Source organism: Kitasatospora sp. NPDC059817 (genome assembly GCF_042731835.1).
In the GTDB taxonomy this organism is placed as follows: Bacteria; Actinomycetota; Actinomycetes; order Streptomycetales; family Streptomycetaceae; genus Kitasatospora.
This window is the reverse complement of sequence record NZ_JBHWIR010000044.1, coordinates 11,667-28,615: the sequence shown is the minus strand read 5'-3', so window position 1 is coordinate 28,615 and position 16,949 is coordinate 11,667. Positions and strand designations below refer to the sequence as shown.

The following is a 16,949-nucleotide window of genomic DNA, read 5'->3' as shown; positions in this document are numbered from 1 at the left end:
GGCCCGGGGGGGGGCTGGCCCCCCCCCCGCCCCACACCCCCCGCCGGGTCCCCCCCCCCCCCCCGGGGGGGCCCCCGGCCGGCGCCCCCCCCCCCCCGGCCGCTGCTCCGCCCCACCACCGAGAGGAAGCGTCCATGCCCGACTCCGCTCTTCCCGCCCCGTACGACGAACCGCAGCCGGCGACCCCGCTGACCGCACAGCTGAACGCCGACGTCGCGCTCCCGTCGCCCGGCCAGGATGCCGAGGCGGACTTCGCGAAGCAGGGCCTGCTGGTGGCCCTGGACCCGAACGACCCCGTTCCCGGCCCCAGCCCCAGCGGTCAGCCCTATGCCTGGAACCTGGCCCCCTACGCGGCGTTCCTGTCGGAGCAGACCCCCGCGCCGGACACGGCCAATCCGAGCCTGTGGCGCAATGCCGTGCTGAACATGAACGTCGGCCTGTACGAGGTGGTGAAGGACGCCGTCTACCAGGTCCGCGGCATGGACATATCCAACATCACCTTCATGGAGGACCCGACCCAGCAGAGCGGCGACATCGTCGTCCTGGACCCCCTGATCAGCGAGGAGTGTGCGAAGGCCGCCCTCGACCTCTACCTCGGCGAGCGCGGTGCGCGCACCATCAAGGCCGTCATCTTCAGCCACTCCCACACCGACCACTACGGCGGCGTCCGGGGCCTGTTCGCGGGCGGCACCCCCGATGCCGACGTCAAGATCGTCGCGCCGGACGGCTTCCTGGAGCACGCCGTCAGCGAGAACGTGTACGCGGGCAACGCGATGAGCCGCCGCGCCACCTTCATGTACGGATCACTGCTCCACAAGGGCGCGGACCAGCAGATCGACGCGGGACTCGGCAAGACGATGTCGTCGGGGACCACCGGCCTGCTCGCCCCGACCCACACCGTCGTCGCCAGTGTCACCGACGAGGACACCCAGATCCCCGCGGGCGTCCCCTGCACCCTGGCCGGGATCCAGTTCGAGTTCCAGCTCACGCCCGGCACCGAGGCGCCGGCGGAGATGAACTTCTACCTCCCCGACGTCAAGTCGCTGTGCATGGCGGAGAACGCCACGCCCACCCTGCACAACCTCTACAGCCTGCGCGGCGCCCAGGTCCGCGACGCCAAGGAGTGGTCGAACTACCTCACCGAGTCCGCCACCCTCTACGGGGGCGACGCCACCTCCCTGTTCGCCAGCCACTTCTGGCCCCGCTGGAAGAGCGAGGGCGGCAACGAGATCGTCGACTTCCTCACCAGCCAGGCCGACCTCTACCGCTTCCTGCACGACCAGACCCTGCGCCTGGCCAACCACGGCCGGACCATGCACGAGATCGCCGAGGACCTCGACCAGCAGCTGCCCCAGAGCCTGGCCGGCCAGTGGTTCAACCGCGGCTACTACGGCACCACCAACCACGACATCAAGGCCGTCTACCAGCGCTACCTCGGCTGGTTCGACGGCAACGCGGCCCACCTGCACGGCCTGCCCCCCGAGGAGGTCGGCAAGCGCTACACGGACACGTTCGGCGCCGACACCATTGTGAAGGCGGCGCAGACCGCCTACGGGAACGCGACGACCGCCGACGACTACCGGTGGGTCGCCGAACTGCTCAGCCACGTGGTCTTCGCGGACCCGGCCAACACCGACGCCCGGAAGCTGGAGGCCGATGCGCTGGAGCAGCTCGGCTACCTCGCCGAAAGCGGCCCCTGGCGCAACTTCTACCTCGCCGGAGCCGCGGAACTGCGCAACCCCGACGCCGGCGCCGGGAACACCGGCGCGCTGCCCGCACCCGAGATCATCACGGACGACGTGATCGCCGCCATGCCCCAGGACATGGTCTTCGACTACCTCGGCATCCGCCTCAACGGCCCCGACGCCGCGAACAACCCGCTCACCATCGCCCTCACCATCGCCGGCGGGAACGCCGGAGACCCCACGCAGTGCACCGTCCAGCTGCGAAACGGCGTCCTCGTCTACACCGCCGACACCGGCACCGGCGCCGATGCCTCGTACACCCTCACCCGTACCGGTCTCAACCAACTCGCCCTCGCCAAGGACGCGCAGAAGGAAGTGGCCGCGCTCGCGGACAGCAAGGACCTGACGGTCGACTCCGGCACCATCGACCCGCTGAACACTCTCGCGGGGCTGCTGGAGAGCTTCGACTTCTGGTTCGCCCTCACCACCCCCTGATCCCCTCACCTCTCATTCGGTACCGGCCGGCTGCCAGCAGTCGGCCGGTACCGGACGTTCCGGGGCGTCGACCTCCCCGCAACGGGGCCTCACCCGCGAGCCCCCGGACCGCTTGGTCCGGGGGCTCGTTGCGTGCGGGGCGGCATTGACAGCGGGCGGCGTCCGGCTGAATGCTAAGCAAGCGCTTAGTCAACGAGGCCACACCCCGAGGACCCCGAGGAGCCGCCCGATGCCCGAGACCCCCGCCGAGCCGCCCGGGCTGGACCTGGCCCGCCTCCGCGCCCACCTGGACCGGGAGCTGCCCGGCCTCGCCCAGGGCCCGCTGCGGGCCGACCTCGTCGAGGGGGGTCGCTCCAACCTCACGTACGTCCTCACCGACGGCACCGACCGCTGGGTGCTGCGCCGCCCGCCGCTCGGGCACGTCCTGGCCACCGCGCACGACATGGGCCGCGAGTACCGCGTCATGACCGCCCTGCGCGACACCGACGTGCCCGTCCCGCGTACCCTGCTGCTCGATCCCGGCACGGACGTGCTCGGCGCCCCCTGGTACCTGATGGAGTTCGTCCCAGGCGTCGCGCACCGGGCCCTCGCCCCGATCGCCGCCCTCGGCGAGCAGCGCGTCCACGCGCTCGGGCGGCGGCTGGTCGACACCCTCGCCGCCCTGCACCGGATCGACCCGGCCGACGTCGGTCTCGCGGACTTCGGCCGCCCCGACGGCTACCTGGAGCGCCAACTGCGCCGCTGGTCCACCCAGTTGGCGAATTCCCGCAGCCGCGAACTGCCCGACGTGGAACGGCTGCACGCCCTGCTCGCCGAGCGCCGGCCGATCTCCCCGGCGCCCGCCCTGGTGCACGGCGACTACCGGCTGGACAACGTGCTGGTCGGCGACGGCGACGCGATCACCGCCGTGCTGGACTGGGAGATGTCCACCCTCGGCGACCCGCTCACCGATGTCGGCCTGCTGGTGATGTACACCGAGGTCGCCGGCGTCGGCGGCGGCATCATCCCCTCCGCCGCGACCGCCCCCGGCTTCCCGAAGCCGGACGAACTCGTCGCGTACTACGCCGAGTTGACCGGCCGACAGGCCGCCGACCTGGACTGGTACGTCGCCTTCGCCTCCTTCAAACTCGCCGTCGTCGCCGAGGGCATCCACTACCGCTACCAGCAGGGCGGCACCCTCGGCGCGGGCTTCGAGCGGGCCGGCGAGATGGCCCCGATCCTCGCCCGGTACGGCCTGAGCACCCTCAAGGAGCACTGACCGATGGACTTCGCCTACGGCGCCCGCACCAACGAACTCCGCGAGCAGCTGCTGGCCTTCATGGACCAGCACGTGCACCCGGCGGAGGCGGCCCTCGCGCAGCAGCTCGCCGACCCGGCCCGCGAGGCCTGGAGCACCCCGCCCGTGGTCGCCGAACTCCAGGCCGAGGCGCGCAAACAGGGCCTGTGGAACCTCTTCCTCCCCGGGGAGCGCGGCGCCGGCCTGACCAACCTCCAGTACGCCCCGCTCGCCGAAATCACCGGCCGCAGCCCGCAGTTGGCCCCGCCCGCGCTCAACTGCGCGGCCCCCGACACCGGCAACATGGAACTGCTCGCCCAGTTCGGCACCGCCGAGCAGCACGAGCGCTGGCTGCGCCCGCTGCTGGACGCCGAGATCCGCTCCGCCTTCGCGATGACCGAGCCCGAGGTCGCCTCCTCGGACGCCACCAACATCGCCACCCGGATCGAGCGCGACGGCGACGAGTACGTCGTCAACGGCCGCAAGTGGTACATCACCGGGGCGATGAACCCGCAGTGCCGGATCCTCATCGTGATGGGCAAGACCGACCCGGCCGCCGAACCGCACCGCCAGCAGAGCATGGTGCTCGTCCCGCGCGACACCCCCGGCGTCACCGTCAGGCGCGGCATGACGGTCTTCGGCTACGACGACGCGGACCACGGCGGCCACGCCGAGGTGCTGTTCGAGGACGTCCGCGTCCCGGTCGGGAACCTGATCGGGGAGGAGGGCGCGGGCTTCGCCATCGCGCAGGCCCGGCTCGGCCCCGGCCGGATCCACCACTGCATGCGCGCGATCGGCATCGCCGAGCGCGCCCTGGAGCTGATGTGCCGCCGGGTTAACGGGCGGGTCGCCTTCGGCCGGCCGCTCGCCGAGCAGGGCGTGGTGCAGGACTGGATCGCCGAATCCCGGGTCAGGATCGAGCAGTTGCGGCTGCTGGTGCTCAAGACCGCCTGGCTGATGGACACCGTCGGCAACCGGGGCGCGCACACCGAGATCCAGGCGATCAAGATCGCCACCCCGCGCACCGTCGAATGGATCCTCGACAAGGCCGTCCAGGCGCACGGGGCCGCGGGCGTCAGCCAGGACACCCCGCTCGCGCAGCTCTGGGCCGGCAACCGCACCCTGCGGCTGGCCGACGGACCGGACGAGGTGCACAAGCGCTCGCTGGCCCGGCGCGAGCTGCGGCGGCACCCGTAGGGGTGTCATACCGGAGTACTCAGGGGCAGGTTGGCTCCTGGGTATGACGGCTGCGGTCCGCCCCCGCCCGTACTGTCCTGATCAGCAGGCCAGCAGATCAGCAGATCAGCAGCCTGGCGGGCTGGCAGATCAACGGGGACGAGGAGAGACATCATGGGCGGGCGGGGACGGGCCGTGGCGGCGGTACTTCTGGCGGCGACGGCGGTGCTCGGAGTGGCCGGCGCCCCCGGGGCGGTGGCGGCAGCACCGGCGCCCGGGGCGGACGGCGGTGGCGAGCGCCAGGCCCGGGCCTGGCTGCCGGAGCCCACCGGGCCGTACCCGATCGGCACCACCACGCTGCACCTGACCGACACCGGGCGGGAGGACCCCTGGAAGCCCGGGCAGCGCCGCGAGCTGATGATCAGCCTCTGGTACCCGACCGCCCGCCCGGCCACCGGCGCCGACCGCGCCCGCTACATGGACCCCGCCGCCGGCGAACACTTCGGCACCGAGGGCAGCATCGGCCAGGCGAACCACGGCGCCACACCCGGCCGCACCGACTGGGCCGGCATCCGCACCCACGCCCGGCCGGACGCCCCCGCCCTGCCCGGCGGCCCGCGCCCGGTGGTGCTGTACTCGGCCGGCCTCGGCGACCCGCGCACCTGGGGCACGGGCCTGGTCGAGGACCTGGCCTCGCGCGGCTACGTCGTGGTGACGCTGGACCACACCTACGAGGCCTCCGAAGTCGCCTTCCCCGACGGGAACCTGGCCACCTCCGTGTTCCCCGCGCTGGTCGGACAGCCCGGCCTGGACATCGGCGCGGTGCTGCGCAAGTCGATGCAGACCAGGGTGGACGACACCCGCTTCGTACTGGACGAACTCGGCGGCCTGCGCCTGGACCCACGGCTGCCGGCCGGCCTCGCCGCCTCGCTGGACCTCGACCGGATCGGCATGGTCGGCCACTCGGCGGGCGGCTTCACCGCCCTCCAGGCCATGCACGACGACCCGCGCATCGCGGCCGGCGTCAACCTGGACGGCCAACTGCACTTCCCCGGGCCGGACGGCCACACCGGGGTGGACCTGCCCAGCGTCGCCCAGGACGGCCTGGACCGCCCGTTCCTGCTGATGGGCACCCGCAACGAGGACTCCGGGGACTACCACCGGCAGCCCGGCTGGGACGCCCTCTGGCAGCACAGCACCGGCTGGCACGCCGACGTCACGCTGAACGGCTCCCGGCACGGCTCCTACACCGACGCGCAGTCCCTGCTGCCCCAGCTCGCCCGGCAGGGCGCGATCACCCCGGAGCGGCTGAGCGCCGACGTCGGCGACATCCGCCCCGACCGGGCGGTGCTCGCCACCCGCTCCTACGTCGCGTCCTTCCTCGACCGCTGGCTGCGCGGACACGACGACCACCTGCTGGACGGGCCCTCGGCGCGCTTCCCGGAGATGGTGTACGAGCGTTAGGCGTACTGACCGCCGGGGAGCGAAGACGAACAGTCGGGAAACTCGCGCCCTCCCTCAAGCTGCCGCAATAACCTGTCCGGCATCAGCCCGAGTTGGAGAGGAACGCCATGAACTCACTTGCCGTGTACGGACGTTGTGGAGCATTGCTGGCCGCCTGCGTGCTGCTCCTGGCCTCTGGCGGCGGGACCGCCGTCGCCGACGACAGGGCGCCGGCAGTGGCGGGGGCAGGGGCAGTGGTAGTGGCGGGGGTGGTCACCGTCCCGGTCGGGACCCTGGTCTCCGGGATGGCGGTCAGCCCGGCCGGGGACAAGGTCTACGTCACGGCCGACGGCGCGCTCAAGACCGTCGACACCGGGACGGACACCGTCACCGCGCAGATCCCGCTGGCCAACGCCGAGAGCGACTACCACCAGACCGTGATCAGCCCTGACGGCAGGCGCGTGTACGTCGTGAGCGGTCTCGTCATGAACGTGGTCGACACCACGACCGGCACCCTCCTCGCCGCCGCACCGCTGCCGCCGCAGAACAAGCCCGCCGCCTGGTCCACCGGCCGTACGCACGACATCGCGCTCAGCGCCGACGGCGCGACGGTCTACGTCACCCAGGCCGGCGCGACGGGCTACAACGTGCCGCCGATCCCCCCGCCCGGGGTGCCCGCCGAGACTCCCGGACGGGTGCTGACCTTCTCGACCGCGCAGAACGCGTTCACCGGCGAGGTCGCGCTGCCCGGCAGTTACGCGCAGTCGATCGCCCTGCGGCCCGGCGGTCGCGACGCCTACGTCGCCGCCGGGTCCGGGCTGGTGCACCTCGACACCTCGGGCGCCCCCGGGGCCGCGCCGACCGTGGTCGGCTCGGTGTCGAACCTCCGTCAGGCGATCCGTCAGGCGGCGTTCACCCCCGACGGCACCCACCTGTTCGCCGTCGCCGACAGCGCCGCCAACCAGGTCTTCCCCGTCGACCCCGCCACCGACGCCGCGCAGGCACCCGTCACGCTCGCGCCGGTCGCCTCCGCCGGACTCACCGGTGTCTCCGTCAGCCCGGACGGGACCCGTCTGCGCACCGTTCGGTATGACCGCGATCCGCGGGCGGTCGCGCTGGTGGCCTTCGACACCGCCACCTACGCTCCGGTGCCGACCGAGACGGTCCCCTTCACCCTGGACAGCGTCAGCGACACGGCGGTGAGCGCCGACAGCAGCACCGTCTACGCGTTCGGCTGGCGCAACGCCACCCGCGACACCGCCCTCCAGATCGTCACCCGCTGACCGGAGTCCCCCGCTGACCGGCGGGGGAGCGCCGCTCTCCTGACGAGTACGGACGGAGGGCGGCACGGCAAGGGACCTACGGCGCCCTGCGCGTTCCGCGCAGTGCCGGAGGCCCTGCCGGCCTTGGCTCCGCCCGGCCCAGGAACACGAGCCCGCCCGCCGCAGCACCTGAACCGCCGCCGGTCGTCAGTCCCCCAGGACGGCGATCCGGCCGGTGCTGCGCCCGGCGGCGACGAGCTCGACGGCGTCGGCGGCCCCGGCGAGCGGCACCCGGGCGCTCACCAGCGGGCGGACCGCGCCCCGGTCGGCGAGCCGGGTCAGCTCGTCGTGGGCGGCGCGGTCCGCCTCCCGGTCGTGGGGGAGGGAGAGGCCCCAGTGCAGGCCGAGGATGGCGTAGTTCTTCACCAGCGCGTGGTTGAGCGCCGGCGCCGGGATCCGGCCGGCGGCGAAGCCGACCACCACGATCCGGCCCTCGAAGGCGACGCACTTGGTGGAGCCGGTGTAGGCCTCCCCGCCGACCGGGTCGAAGACCACGTCCGCGCCGCGCCCGCCGGTGAACTCCTTGACGGCGGCGACGAAGTCCCCGGCCGTCCGGTCCACCACCAGGTCGGCGCCGAGCGCCCGGGTCGCCTGCGCCTTGGCGGGGCCGCCGACCACGGCGACCACCCGGGCCCCGGCGACCCGGCCCAACTGGACCGCCGCGCTGCCCACGCCGCCCGCCGCCGCGTGCACCAGCAGCGTCTCGCCGGCCGCCAGCCGGGCCCGGCGGTGCAGGGCGAACCACGCGGTCTGGTAGCCGATGTGCAGCGCGGCCGCCTCGGCGTCGTCCAGCGCCCCGGGCGCGGGGAAGGCGGCCGTCGCGTCCAGCAGGGCGTACTCGGCGAAGGCGCCGTGCGGCAGCACCGGGTTGCCGATCAGCCGCTCGCCCCGCCGCGCGCCGTCCGCCACCTCGCCGCACAGCTCCACGCCGGGCGTGAACGGCAGCGGCGGGCGGACCTGGTACTGGCCGCGCACCATCAGCGCGTCCGGGAAGTTGACCGCCGCGGCCCGCACCCGGACCAGCAGCTGCCCCGGCCCGGCCACCGGCCGCGCCACGTCGTCGGCCAGCCGCATCACCTCGCCCGGCTCGCCGAACTGTTCCACCTGCCAGGCCCTCACAGCGCCTCGCTCCTCTCCAGCCCCTGCTGGAGCCGGTTCATCCCGTTGATCCAGCGGTCCGGTTCGGTGGCCCGGACCCGGTAGTACTCGGCGACCTCGGGGTGCGGCAGGATCAGGAAGCGGCCCTCGCGCAGTCCGGCCAGCGCCGCCTCGGCGACGTCCTCCGGGTCCAGCGCGGTGGGTGCGAGCAGCGCCTCGCCGACCGCGCCGGTCGAGGCGAGCATGTCGGTGCGCACGCCCTGCGGGCACAGCGCGTGCACCCGGACGCCGCGGTGGCGGTACGTCGCGGAGAGCCACTCGGCGAAGGCGAGCGCGCCGTGCTTGGTGACCGCGTACGGGGCCGATCCCAACATGGTGAGCAGCCCGGCGGCGGAGACCGTGGCGAGGAAGCGGCCCCCGCCGCGCTCCAGCCAGCGGGGGAGCAGCAGTTCGGCGGCCCGGACGTGGGCGAGGACGTTGACCTCCCAGGCGCTCGCCCAGGCCGCGGCGGGCGCGTCGGCCCCGCCGACCGGGGCGACGCCCGCGTTGGCGCACCACACGTCGATCTCGCCGAGCGCGGCCCGGGCCTGCCCGACCAGGGCGGCCAGCCCCTCGGGGGAGGCGGCGTCCCCGGGGGCGGCGGTGCCGCCGCAGTCCCTGGCGACGGCGCGGGCGGCCTCGGCGTCCAGGTCGTTGACCACCACCCGGGCGCCGGCCGCGGCGAAGGCCCGGGCCAGGGCGGCGCCGATACCGCGCCCGCCGCCGGTCACCACCACGCCCTGGCCGGCGAAGTCCGTCGCCGGTGCGTCCGGGTCCGCTGCGTCCGTCGCAGGGGCTCCCTGGTCCGCCGCGTCCGTCGCCCGTGCGTCCGTCGTCGGTGCGTCCGTCGCCCGTGCGTCCGCGTCCGCGTCCGCCGTGCCGCTCACAGGCCGCCGCCGAGGGTGACGCCGCCGTCCACGACCAGGGTCTGGCCGGTGATCCAGGCGGCGTCCGCGGAGAGCAGGAAGGCGACCGCGCCCGCGACGTCCTCGGGCACGCCGAGCCGGCCGAGCGGGTAGGCGGCGGCGACCTGCTCCTCCCGGCCCTCGTACAGGGCCTCGGCGAACCTGGTCTTGACCACGGCGGGGGCGACGGCGTTGACCCGGATGCCCTGGCCGCCCAGTTCGGCGGCGAGTTCGGTGGTGAGCCGGATCAGCGCGGCCTTGCTGACCCCGTACATGCCGATCCCGAGCGAGGAGCGGATGCCCGCGACGGAGGCCACGTTGACCACCGAGCCGCCGTGCTCGCCCATCCAGGCGGCGTGCGCGCGGCGGGTCCAGGCCAGCGGGGCCAGCACGTTGACGGCGAGGATCTTGGCGGCGGCGGCCTCGTCGGCGTCGAGGACCGGGCCGTAGAGGGGGTTGATGCCGGTGTTGTTGACCAGGTGGTCGAGCCGGCCGAAGGCCTCCAGGGTGCGGGTGACGGCCTCCTCCTGGTGGGCCGGGTCGTCGGTCCTGCCGGCGACGGCGATGGCGTTCTCCGGCCCGCCCAGGTCGTGGACGGCCTCGGCGAGCGGCTCGGGGTTGCGGGCGGTCAGGCAGACCTTGGCGCCGCGGGCGACCAGCTCGCGTGCGATGCCGAGGCCGATGCCCCGGCTCGATCCGGTGACGACGGCCACCCGGCCCTTGAAGGAGTACGCCACGGAGGGTCCTGCCTTTCGCGCGGAACGTTCGACGAGGGGTGCCGGGTGGACGGAGGCGCCGGTTCGGCGGGGGTGCCCGGTCGGCGGGTGTGCCGGTCCACCGGCTGACTAAGCGCTTGCTCAGCATGGTGTCGGTGCGGGAGCCTGTCAACAGCCCGTCGACCGGGCGGCGGGAATGTGTGTACGAGTTCTCTGGGAGGATGGCGCCATGACCAGCACGCCCATCGCCGACCTCTGGCGCACCCTGCCCGGCGGCGCGGACTCCCGCCCCGAGGCGGCGTACCGGCTGCTCCAGGCGGCCGTCGAATCCTTCGCGGAGCGCGGTTTCCACGCCACCACCACCCGGGACATCGCCACCGCCGCCGGGATGAGCCCGGCGGCGCTGTACATCCACTACCAGTCCAAGGCCGCGCTGCTGGCCGAGATCAGCCAGGCCGGGCACGCGGCCACGCTGGAACTGGTCCGGGCGGCGGCGGCCGGTGAGGGCGGCCCGGTGGACCGGATGCGCCGGCTGGTCGAGGAGTTCACCACCTGGCACGCCCGGGCCCGCACGGTCGGCCGGGTGGTCAACTACGAGCTGCACGCGCTGCCCGAGGACGCCTACGCGGTGGTCGCGGCGCTGCGGCTGGACATCGAGCGCGAGGTCAGCGCGCTGATCGAGGCGGGCGTGGCGGCCGGCGCCTTCCAGGTGTCCGAAGTCCGGACGGCGGCCCGCGCGGTCACCTCGCTGGGCATCGACGTCTCCCGCTGGTTCACCGACCGCTCCACCGAGACGCCTGATGAACTCGGCCGCCGCTACGGCGAGTTGGTGCTGCGGATGCTCGGCGCCCGGGTCTGATCCGCCGGTCCGCCCGGCGACCGGTAAGGTGACAACTCAGTTGCCATGTGCTCCGAGGAGGACCGATGGCGCGTCAGACCGGTGAGGTGCCCGCCCTGTTGGCCGAAGCCTGGGTCTCCTGGGCGGAACGCGGCGCGGCCCTGGACGATGCGTCGTGGGGGCTCGCCACCCGGCTGCCCGGCTGGACCGTCCGGGATCTGTACGCCCACGTGGCGCCGGTGCCGGAGATGTTCGCCGGGCTGCGCGGGGCCCTGGTGGACGGCCCGGCCGAGGTGACCACCGGGGTCGGCATCCTGCAGGCCTACAACCGGCCGGGCGGGATCGCGCACACCGCCGCCGGGCAGGTCGCCGAGGCGGCGAAGCAGACCGCCGCGGCTGCCGAACCGGCCGTGCTGGTCGCCCGCTTCGGGGCCGAGGGCCCGGCGGCCCTGGCCGGCATCGCCGACCTGCCGCCCACCGCCGCGGTGGCCCACCCGCTGCTCGGCTCGGTGACGGTCGGCGCGCTCGGCGAGGTGGCGCTGATGGAGGCGACCGTCCACCTGCTCGACCTGATCGCGACGATCGGCGGCCCGTTGCCGTCCGACGGCGCCCTGCACTTCACCCGCACCCTGCTCGCCGAGGTCGCCGACCCGGCGGCCTTCATCGAGGCGGCAGCCGGTCGCGGCACCACGCCGGTCCTGCCCGTCATCCGCTGACACCGGGGCGCGGCGCGTAGGCCGCGACGGCGGAGCCGGGCTCGGGGTGGACGGCGGCCGGGCCCGCGCTCCCGCCGGGCGGGCCCGCGGGGGCCGTCGCCGCAGGTCCTGCGGCTCGGGGCCGGTTTGCGGGCTGTGGCACGATGCCCGCAGGCCGGTCACCAGGGACGGCCCGCGCCACGCCGCAGGCACGAGCGGCGGGCGGTTCCACCGCACGCAGAATGAGGACCCGCCATGTCCGAGACCATCCCCAGCCACGCCCGGCCCACCGGGCAGCCCGCCTTCCGCCCCGCCACGCTCGCCGACGTACCGGCGCTGGTCGAACTGGTCGAGTCCGCCTACCGCGGCGACGCCAGCCGGGCCGGCTGGACCACCGAGGCGGACCTGCTGGAGGGCCAGCGCACCGACGCCGAGGGTGTCGCCGCGGTCATCGGCCGCTCCGACGGGGTGCTGCTGGTCGCCGAGCGGGACGGCCAGCTGGTCGCCTGCTGCCAGCTGGAGCACCGCGGGGACCGTGCGTACTTCGGCATGTTCTCGGTGCGCCCCGGGCTCCAGGGCGGCGGCCTCGGCCGGGCCGTGCTCGCCGAGGCCGAGCGGCTGGCCGGCCAGGAGTGGGGTGTGGGCGAGCTGGAGATGACCGTGATCGAGCAGCGCGCCGACCTGATCGCGTGGTACGAGCGGCGCGGCTTCCGCCGGACCGGGGTCTTCACGCCGTTCCCGTACGGCGACGAGCGTTTCGGCGTTCCGCTGCGCCCCGATCTGCGGTTCGAGAAGCTGACGAAGGAGCTGACGAAGGAGCTGACGAAGGAGCTGACGAAGGCGCTGAAGGAGTCGCTGGGGGAGGCCTGACCGGCGGGGCGCGGGCCGGCGGTGCTCGGGGTCGAATCCATGATCGCTTGACGGTTCGTCGGTACGTGATGACATGTCAAGTCACTGACCAGGGGCGATGCGGAGATGTCATACCTCGTTCATGATTGGTCTAGGCCAATGTGAGAGGCTGAGGGCGAACGGCCACGTTCCGTCCCATGCCCAGGGGGGCCACTTCCGCATGCCCGTACTCCATGGCACCGCCATGCCCGCGCCCGTCCCCGGCCCGCGCCGGATCCCCGCGGACCCCGACCTCCGCCTGCCCAGCCCGCCCGACGACGAGGAGCTCTACTGGTACTTCGGCCCGCAGCGCCGCTGGGTGCTGCTCTGCGCCACCCTCTCCTACGCGGGAGCCACCGCCACCCTCGGCCTGTTCGCCCTCAGCCGGCCGCTGCTCTGGCCCTTCCTGGTGCTCACCGTGCTCAACGCGGCCACCTGGCTGCTCTCGCTCACCGACGGCCAGCGCGCCCGCCGCTACACCCGCGACTCGCACGACCTGCTGATGCGCGCCTGGCAGCCCGCCCGCCACCCGAGCGTCGACCTGCTGCTGCCGACCGCCGGCGAGCCGCTGGCCGTCCTGGAGAACGCCTACCGCCACACCGTCGCCGTCCAGTGGGCCGGCGCGCTGACCGTCATCGTCCTCGACGACGCCGCCCGCCCCGAGGTGCGCGAACTCGCCGAGTCCTACGGCTTCCAGTACCGGGCCCGCCCCGACCGCGGCCGGTTCAAGAAGGCCGGCAACCTCAACCACGGCCTGGCCGAGGGCAACGGCGAGATCGTCGCCGTCCTGGACGCCGACTTCTGCCCCCGCCCCGACTTCCTGCACCACCTGGTGCCCTACCTCGACAACCCCGAGGTCGGCATCGTGCAGAGCCCGCAGTGCTTCGACACGGACGCCGACATGTCCTGGCTCGAACGCGCCGCGGGAGCCACCCAGGAGATCTTCTACCGCTGGATCCAGCCCTCCCGGGACGCGCAGGACGGCACCGTCTGCTGCGGCACCAACGCCCTCTACCGCCGCGCCGCACTCATGCGTGTCGGAGGCTTCGCCGAGATCGACCACAGCGAGGACCTCTACACCGGCCTCTCGCTCGCCCGCGCCGGGTGGACCACCCGGTACGTGCCCGCCCTGGTCGCCAAGGGCATGTCGCCCACCGGCCTGCCCGCCTTCATCAGCCAGCAGTACCGCTGGTGCCTCGGTTCCCTGGCGCTCGTCCGCGACCCGGACTTCCGCCGCGGACCGCTCCCTCGCTCCGCCCGGCTCTGCTTCTGGAACGGCATCCTCGGCTACGTCACCAGCGCGGTGAACGTCTTCGCGGTCCCGCTGCCCGCCCTGATCATGCTGTTCTTCGCCCCCGGTGAGATTCAGCCGTGGCAGGTGCTGCCGTTCCTGCCGCCGATCTGGGTCTCGCTCGTCCTGCTGCCCGCGATGTCCCGCACCCGCTGGCGCTTCGAGGTCACCCGGGTCCAACTCCTCGGCGGGCTCTGCCACGTGGTCGCCATCGCGCACGCGCTGCGCCGCCGCAGTGCCGACTGGGTGCCCACCGGCGCCGTGTCGGGCGGCAGTTCACTGGCGAAGGCGGTCGCCCGGATCGGCGTCGGCTGGCTGGGGTTCGTCGTCCTCGCGGGCATCGCCGGACTCGTGCGCGCGGCCATGCTGTACGGCTGGCAGCCCTTCTGGGCGCTCACCGCGCTGCTCGCGCTCACCGCGTACACCATGATCCCGCTGATCCGGTCCCTGTGGCCGCTCCTGCGCGGTGGCAACGGGGCCGCCGTCGGAGAGGTCGCCCCGCCCGTGCGGCGCCGGTCCGACCTGGGCTTCGGCCACGCGGAGGCCGTCGCCGTCACCGCCGTGCTGCTGCTCTGCGGACTGCTGGCCTCCGGCTGGGCCGACCCGCTGATCTTCTGACGCTCCGTCAACTTCGCTCCGTCAACTTCATGAGCTCCACCAATTCCTGACGTCAAAGTCGATGTCTGACGACCCATCAACTTCGTTCGGATCCACCGCGTTTCCCAGCGCGTCGCCCCACCGGCGCGGATGCGCCGCCCGGCCGCCCCATCGGCCCGGCGGTCCCGACCACCCGCTGCCTGCCCCTGCGAGGAGCACCGCCGTGTCAACGGCCGTACCACCACCGTCGTCGTCCCCTTCCTCCCCTGCCGCCACCGCCTCGGCCGAACTGCTGCCCGGCGTCGTCCGAATGGACCGGCAGGCCGCGCCCGAGCGGCGCCCCTCCGCAGAAGCCGTCGCACCGCCGCAGGCCCAGCGGCGCACCGGCTTCCGCCCCGACATCGAGGGCCTGCGCGGCGTCGCCGTCCTCTCCGTCCTCGCCTACCACGCCGCCGTTCCCGGCTTCGCCGGCGGCTACGTCGGCGTCGACGTCTTCTTCGTCATCTCCGGCTTCCTCATCACCGGACTGCTGCTCGGCCGCCCGATCGGCCTGTGGGACTTCGCCGCCCGCCGCGCCCGCCGCATCCTGCCCGCCGCCGCCACCGTCCTGGTCGCCACCGCCGTCGCCGGCGGCGCGCTGCTCGACCCGCTGCGCGGCACCGACCTCGCCCGCGACCTGATCGCCTCCGCCGGACAGGTCGTCAACTGGCGCTTCGTCGGCCAGCAGACCGACTACCTGGCCGCCGAACACGCCCCGAGCCCGCTCCAGCACTTCTGGTCGCTCGGCGTGGAGAACCAGTTCTACCTGCTGTGGGGCGTTCTGCTGCTCGGCCTCGCCCGCTTCCTGCACGGCCGCCGCCGCACCGTCGCGATCACCCTGGCCACCACGGCCATCGGCGCGGTCTCGCTGCTGCTGTGCGTCCGGTGGACGGCGACCTCGGCGCCGCTCGCCTACTTCTCCACCGGCAGCCGGCTCTGGGAGTTCGCGGCCGGCGCGTGCGCTGCGCTGCTCGGCGGCGCCCTGGCCGGCCGTGTGCAGCGGCGCGGGACGGCCTGGTCGCTGCGACTGCTCGGCTGGGCCGGCGCCGCCGCCGTCCTCGCGTCGATCCTGCTCTACGACCGGAACACCCCCTTCCCCGGCACCGCCGCGCTGGTGCCCGTCCTCGGCGCCGCCGCCGTCCTGCTCGCCGGCCCCGCCCACCGCGCGCTCGGCGCCACCGACGCCGGACGCCTCCTCGACAACCGGCCGCTGCGCGCCGCCGGTCGCCTGTCGTACGCCTGGTACCTCTGGCACTGGCCGGTGCTGACCATCGCCCAGGCCCGCTACGGCGCCCTGCCCTGGACCACCCTGGCCGCCCTCGCCGCAGCCAGCGCGCTGCCCGCCTGGCTCACCATGCGGCTCGTCGAGCAGCCGCTGCGGTACGGCAGCAGCCCGGCGCCGCGCCGGGGCCTCGCGGTCGGCGCCAGCGCGCTCGTCATCCCGCTGATCGCCGCACTCACCCTCGGCGGCGGCACGGTCCGCGCCCTCGGCGGCACCGCCGACACCCCCGCCGCCGCCCCGGCCGGGGCCCCGACCGGCCCCACCCTGCTCGCCCCCGGTGCGCGGGTGCTCGGCCTGACCCCCTCGCTGGCCCGCGCCCGGGAGGACTTCCCGCCCGGCAAGGGCTGCGAGATCCCGCTGAACGCCGACAGCAGCCCGCGCTGCCTGTTCGGCGCCGAGGACAGCCCCGACCGGATCGTGCTGCTCGGCGACTCGCACGCCGGCCAGTGGATATCGTCCGCACTCGCGATGGCCGAGCAGCGGCACTGGGCCCTGGAGGTCCTGGTCAAGCCCGGCTGCCCGCTCGCCACCCTCACCGTGCGCAACAACGTCCTCGGCCGCACCTTCGAGGAGTGCGACCGCTGGCGCGAGAACACCCTCACCCGGCTCACCTCCGGGCCCAGGCCGCGCCTCGTCCTGATGGCCGGCCTCAACAGGTACGGCAGCCAGGAGGAACGCACCCAGGGCTGGACCCGCACCCTGGACCGCCTCGCCGCCGTCGGCGCCCCGCTCGCCTACCTCGGCGACACCCCGATGCCCGGCAAGGACATCCCGACCTGCCTCGCCGCCTCCGACGGCCGCTCGGACGCCTGCTTCTTCCCGCGCGACACCGCCTTCGAACCGGACCCGATGCTCGACGGCGGGCTCGCCGCCCGCTACGGCGTCCGCACCCTCGACCTGGGCCCGCTGCTGTGCCCCGGCAGCGGACCGGACTGCCCGGCGGTGCTGGAGGGCGTGGTGCTGTACCGCGACACCGGCCACATCACCGACACCCTGGCCCGCGTCCTGGCGCCGCGCCTGGACAAGGGAATCCTGGAGGCGGCCGGGTAGCGCGGCTCCGCCACCTGGGGCGGGGGGGGGGGGGGGGGGGGGGGTCATCGGGGGGGACAGAGGCGGTCTGGGGGTGTGTGGGTGGCTCTGTGCTTGTGAGTGTGAGAGAGGTAT

General features: G+C 74.2%; 13 protein-coding genes. 10 read left to right on the top strand and 3 right to left on the bottom strand.

All coding sequences use genetic code 11. The features are described 5' to 3' along the window. The first annotated feature begins 134 nt into the window (after positions 1–134). The 5 genes from ACFV61_RS12420 to ACFV61_RS12400 all read left to right on the top strand — a co-directional run bounded on the left by ACFV61_RS12420 (position 135) and on the right by ACFV61_RS12400 (position 7,358). Complete coding sequence (locus ACFV61_RS12420; protein ID WP_380491494.1) at positions 135–2,180, top strand: alkyl/aryl-sulfatase; 2,046 nt, start codon at positions 135–137, stop codon at positions 2,178–2,180. 229 nt (positions 2,181–2,409) lie between these two features. Further along, the gene (locus ACFV61_RS12415; protein ID WP_380491492.1) at positions 2,410–3,438 is read left to right on the top strand and encodes a phosphotransferase family protein; all 1,029 of its coding nucleotides are present in this window, start codon (positions 2,410–2,412) and stop codon (positions 3,436–3,438) included. Positions 3,439–3,441: 3 nt separating this feature from the next. Further along, a complete protein-coding gene (locus tag ACFV61_RS12410) occupies positions 3,442–4,653 on the top strand; it encodes an acyl-CoA dehydrogenase family protein (RefSeq protein ID WP_380491490.1) in 1,212 nt (403 codons plus the stop codon). 153 nt (positions 4,654–4,806) lie between these two features. Continuing rightward, positions 4,807–6,096 (top strand): alpha/beta hydrolase family protein, encoded by a 1,290-nt coding sequence (locus ACFV61_RS12405; RefSeq protein WP_380371486.1) that lies wholly within the window; start codon positions 4,807–4,809, stop codon positions 6,094–6,096. A gap of 107 nt (positions 6,097–6,203) precedes the next feature. Further along, the gene (locus ACFV61_RS12400) at positions 6,204–7,358 is read left to right on the top strand and encodes a YncE family protein (RefSeq protein ID WP_380491488.1); all 1,155 of its coding nucleotides are present in this window, start codon (positions 6,204–6,206) and stop codon (positions 7,356–7,358) included. 186 nt (positions 7,359–7,544) lie between these two features. Here the strand turns inward: ACFV61_RS12400 and ACFV61_RS12395 are convergent, their stop codons facing one another. The 3 genes from ACFV61_RS12395 to ACFV61_RS12385 form a co-directional block, all read right to left on the bottom strand. Next, positions 7,545–8,516, bottom strand: coding sequence for an NADPH:quinone oxidoreductase family protein (locus ACFV61_RS12395; protein ID WP_380491486.1), 972 nt, complete (start codon positions 8,514–8,516; stop codon positions 7,545–7,547). Beyond that, positions 8,513–9,271 (bottom strand): SDR family oxidoreductase, encoded by a 759-nt coding sequence (locus ACFV61_RS12390; RefSeq protein WP_380371597.1) that lies wholly within the window; start codon positions 9,269–9,271, stop codon positions 8,513–8,515. The genes ACFV61_RS12395 and ACFV61_RS12390 overlap by 4 nt, the downstream gene beginning before the upstream one ends. Positions 9,272–9,417: 146 nt before the next feature. Next, a complete protein-coding gene (locus ACFV61_RS12385; RefSeq protein WP_380491484.1) occupies positions 9,418–10,176 on the bottom strand; it encodes an SDR family oxidoreductase in 759 nt (252 codons plus the stop codon). 208 nt (positions 10,177–10,384) lie between these two features. Here ACFV61_RS12385 and ACFV61_RS12380 point away from each other — a divergent pair, with 208 nt between their 5' ends. The 5 genes from ACFV61_RS12380 (at position 10,385) to ACFV61_RS12360 (ending at position 16,835) form a co-directional block, all read left to right on the top strand. Continuing rightward, positions 10,385–11,014: a TetR/AcrR family transcriptional regulator gene (locus tag ACFV61_RS12380; protein WP_380371475.1), complete on the top strand. Its 630-nt coding sequence runs from the start codon at positions 10,385–10,387 to the stop codon at positions 11,012–11,014. Positions 11,015–11,079: 65 nt separating this feature from the next. After that, on the top strand, positions 11,080–11,709 hold the full coding sequence (locus tag ACFV61_RS12375) for a maleylpyruvate isomerase N-terminal domain-containing protein (RefSeq protein WP_380491482.1): 630 nt from the start codon (positions 11,080–11,082) through the stop codon (positions 11,707–11,709). Positions 11,710–11,943: 234 nt separating this feature from the next. Further along, on the top strand, positions 11,944–12,558 hold the full coding sequence (locus ACFV61_RS12370) for a GNAT family N-acetyltransferase (protein WP_380491480.1): 615 nt from the start codon (positions 11,944–11,946) through the stop codon (positions 12,556–12,558). Positions 12,559–12,757: 199 nt separating this feature from the next. Continuing rightward, entirely contained in the window at positions 12,758–14,485 is a 1,728-nt protein-coding gene (locus ACFV61_RS12365) for a cellulose synthase catalytic subunit (protein WP_363373247.1), read from the top strand. A 202-nt stretch (positions 14,486–14,687) separates the two neighbouring features. Beyond that, positions 14,688–16,835 (top strand): acyltransferase family protein, encoded by a 2,148-nt coding sequence (locus ACFV61_RS12360; RefSeq protein ID WP_159398315.1) that lies wholly within the window; start codon positions 14,688–14,690, stop codon positions 16,833–16,835. Positions 16,836–16,949 lie beyond the last annotated feature (114 nt).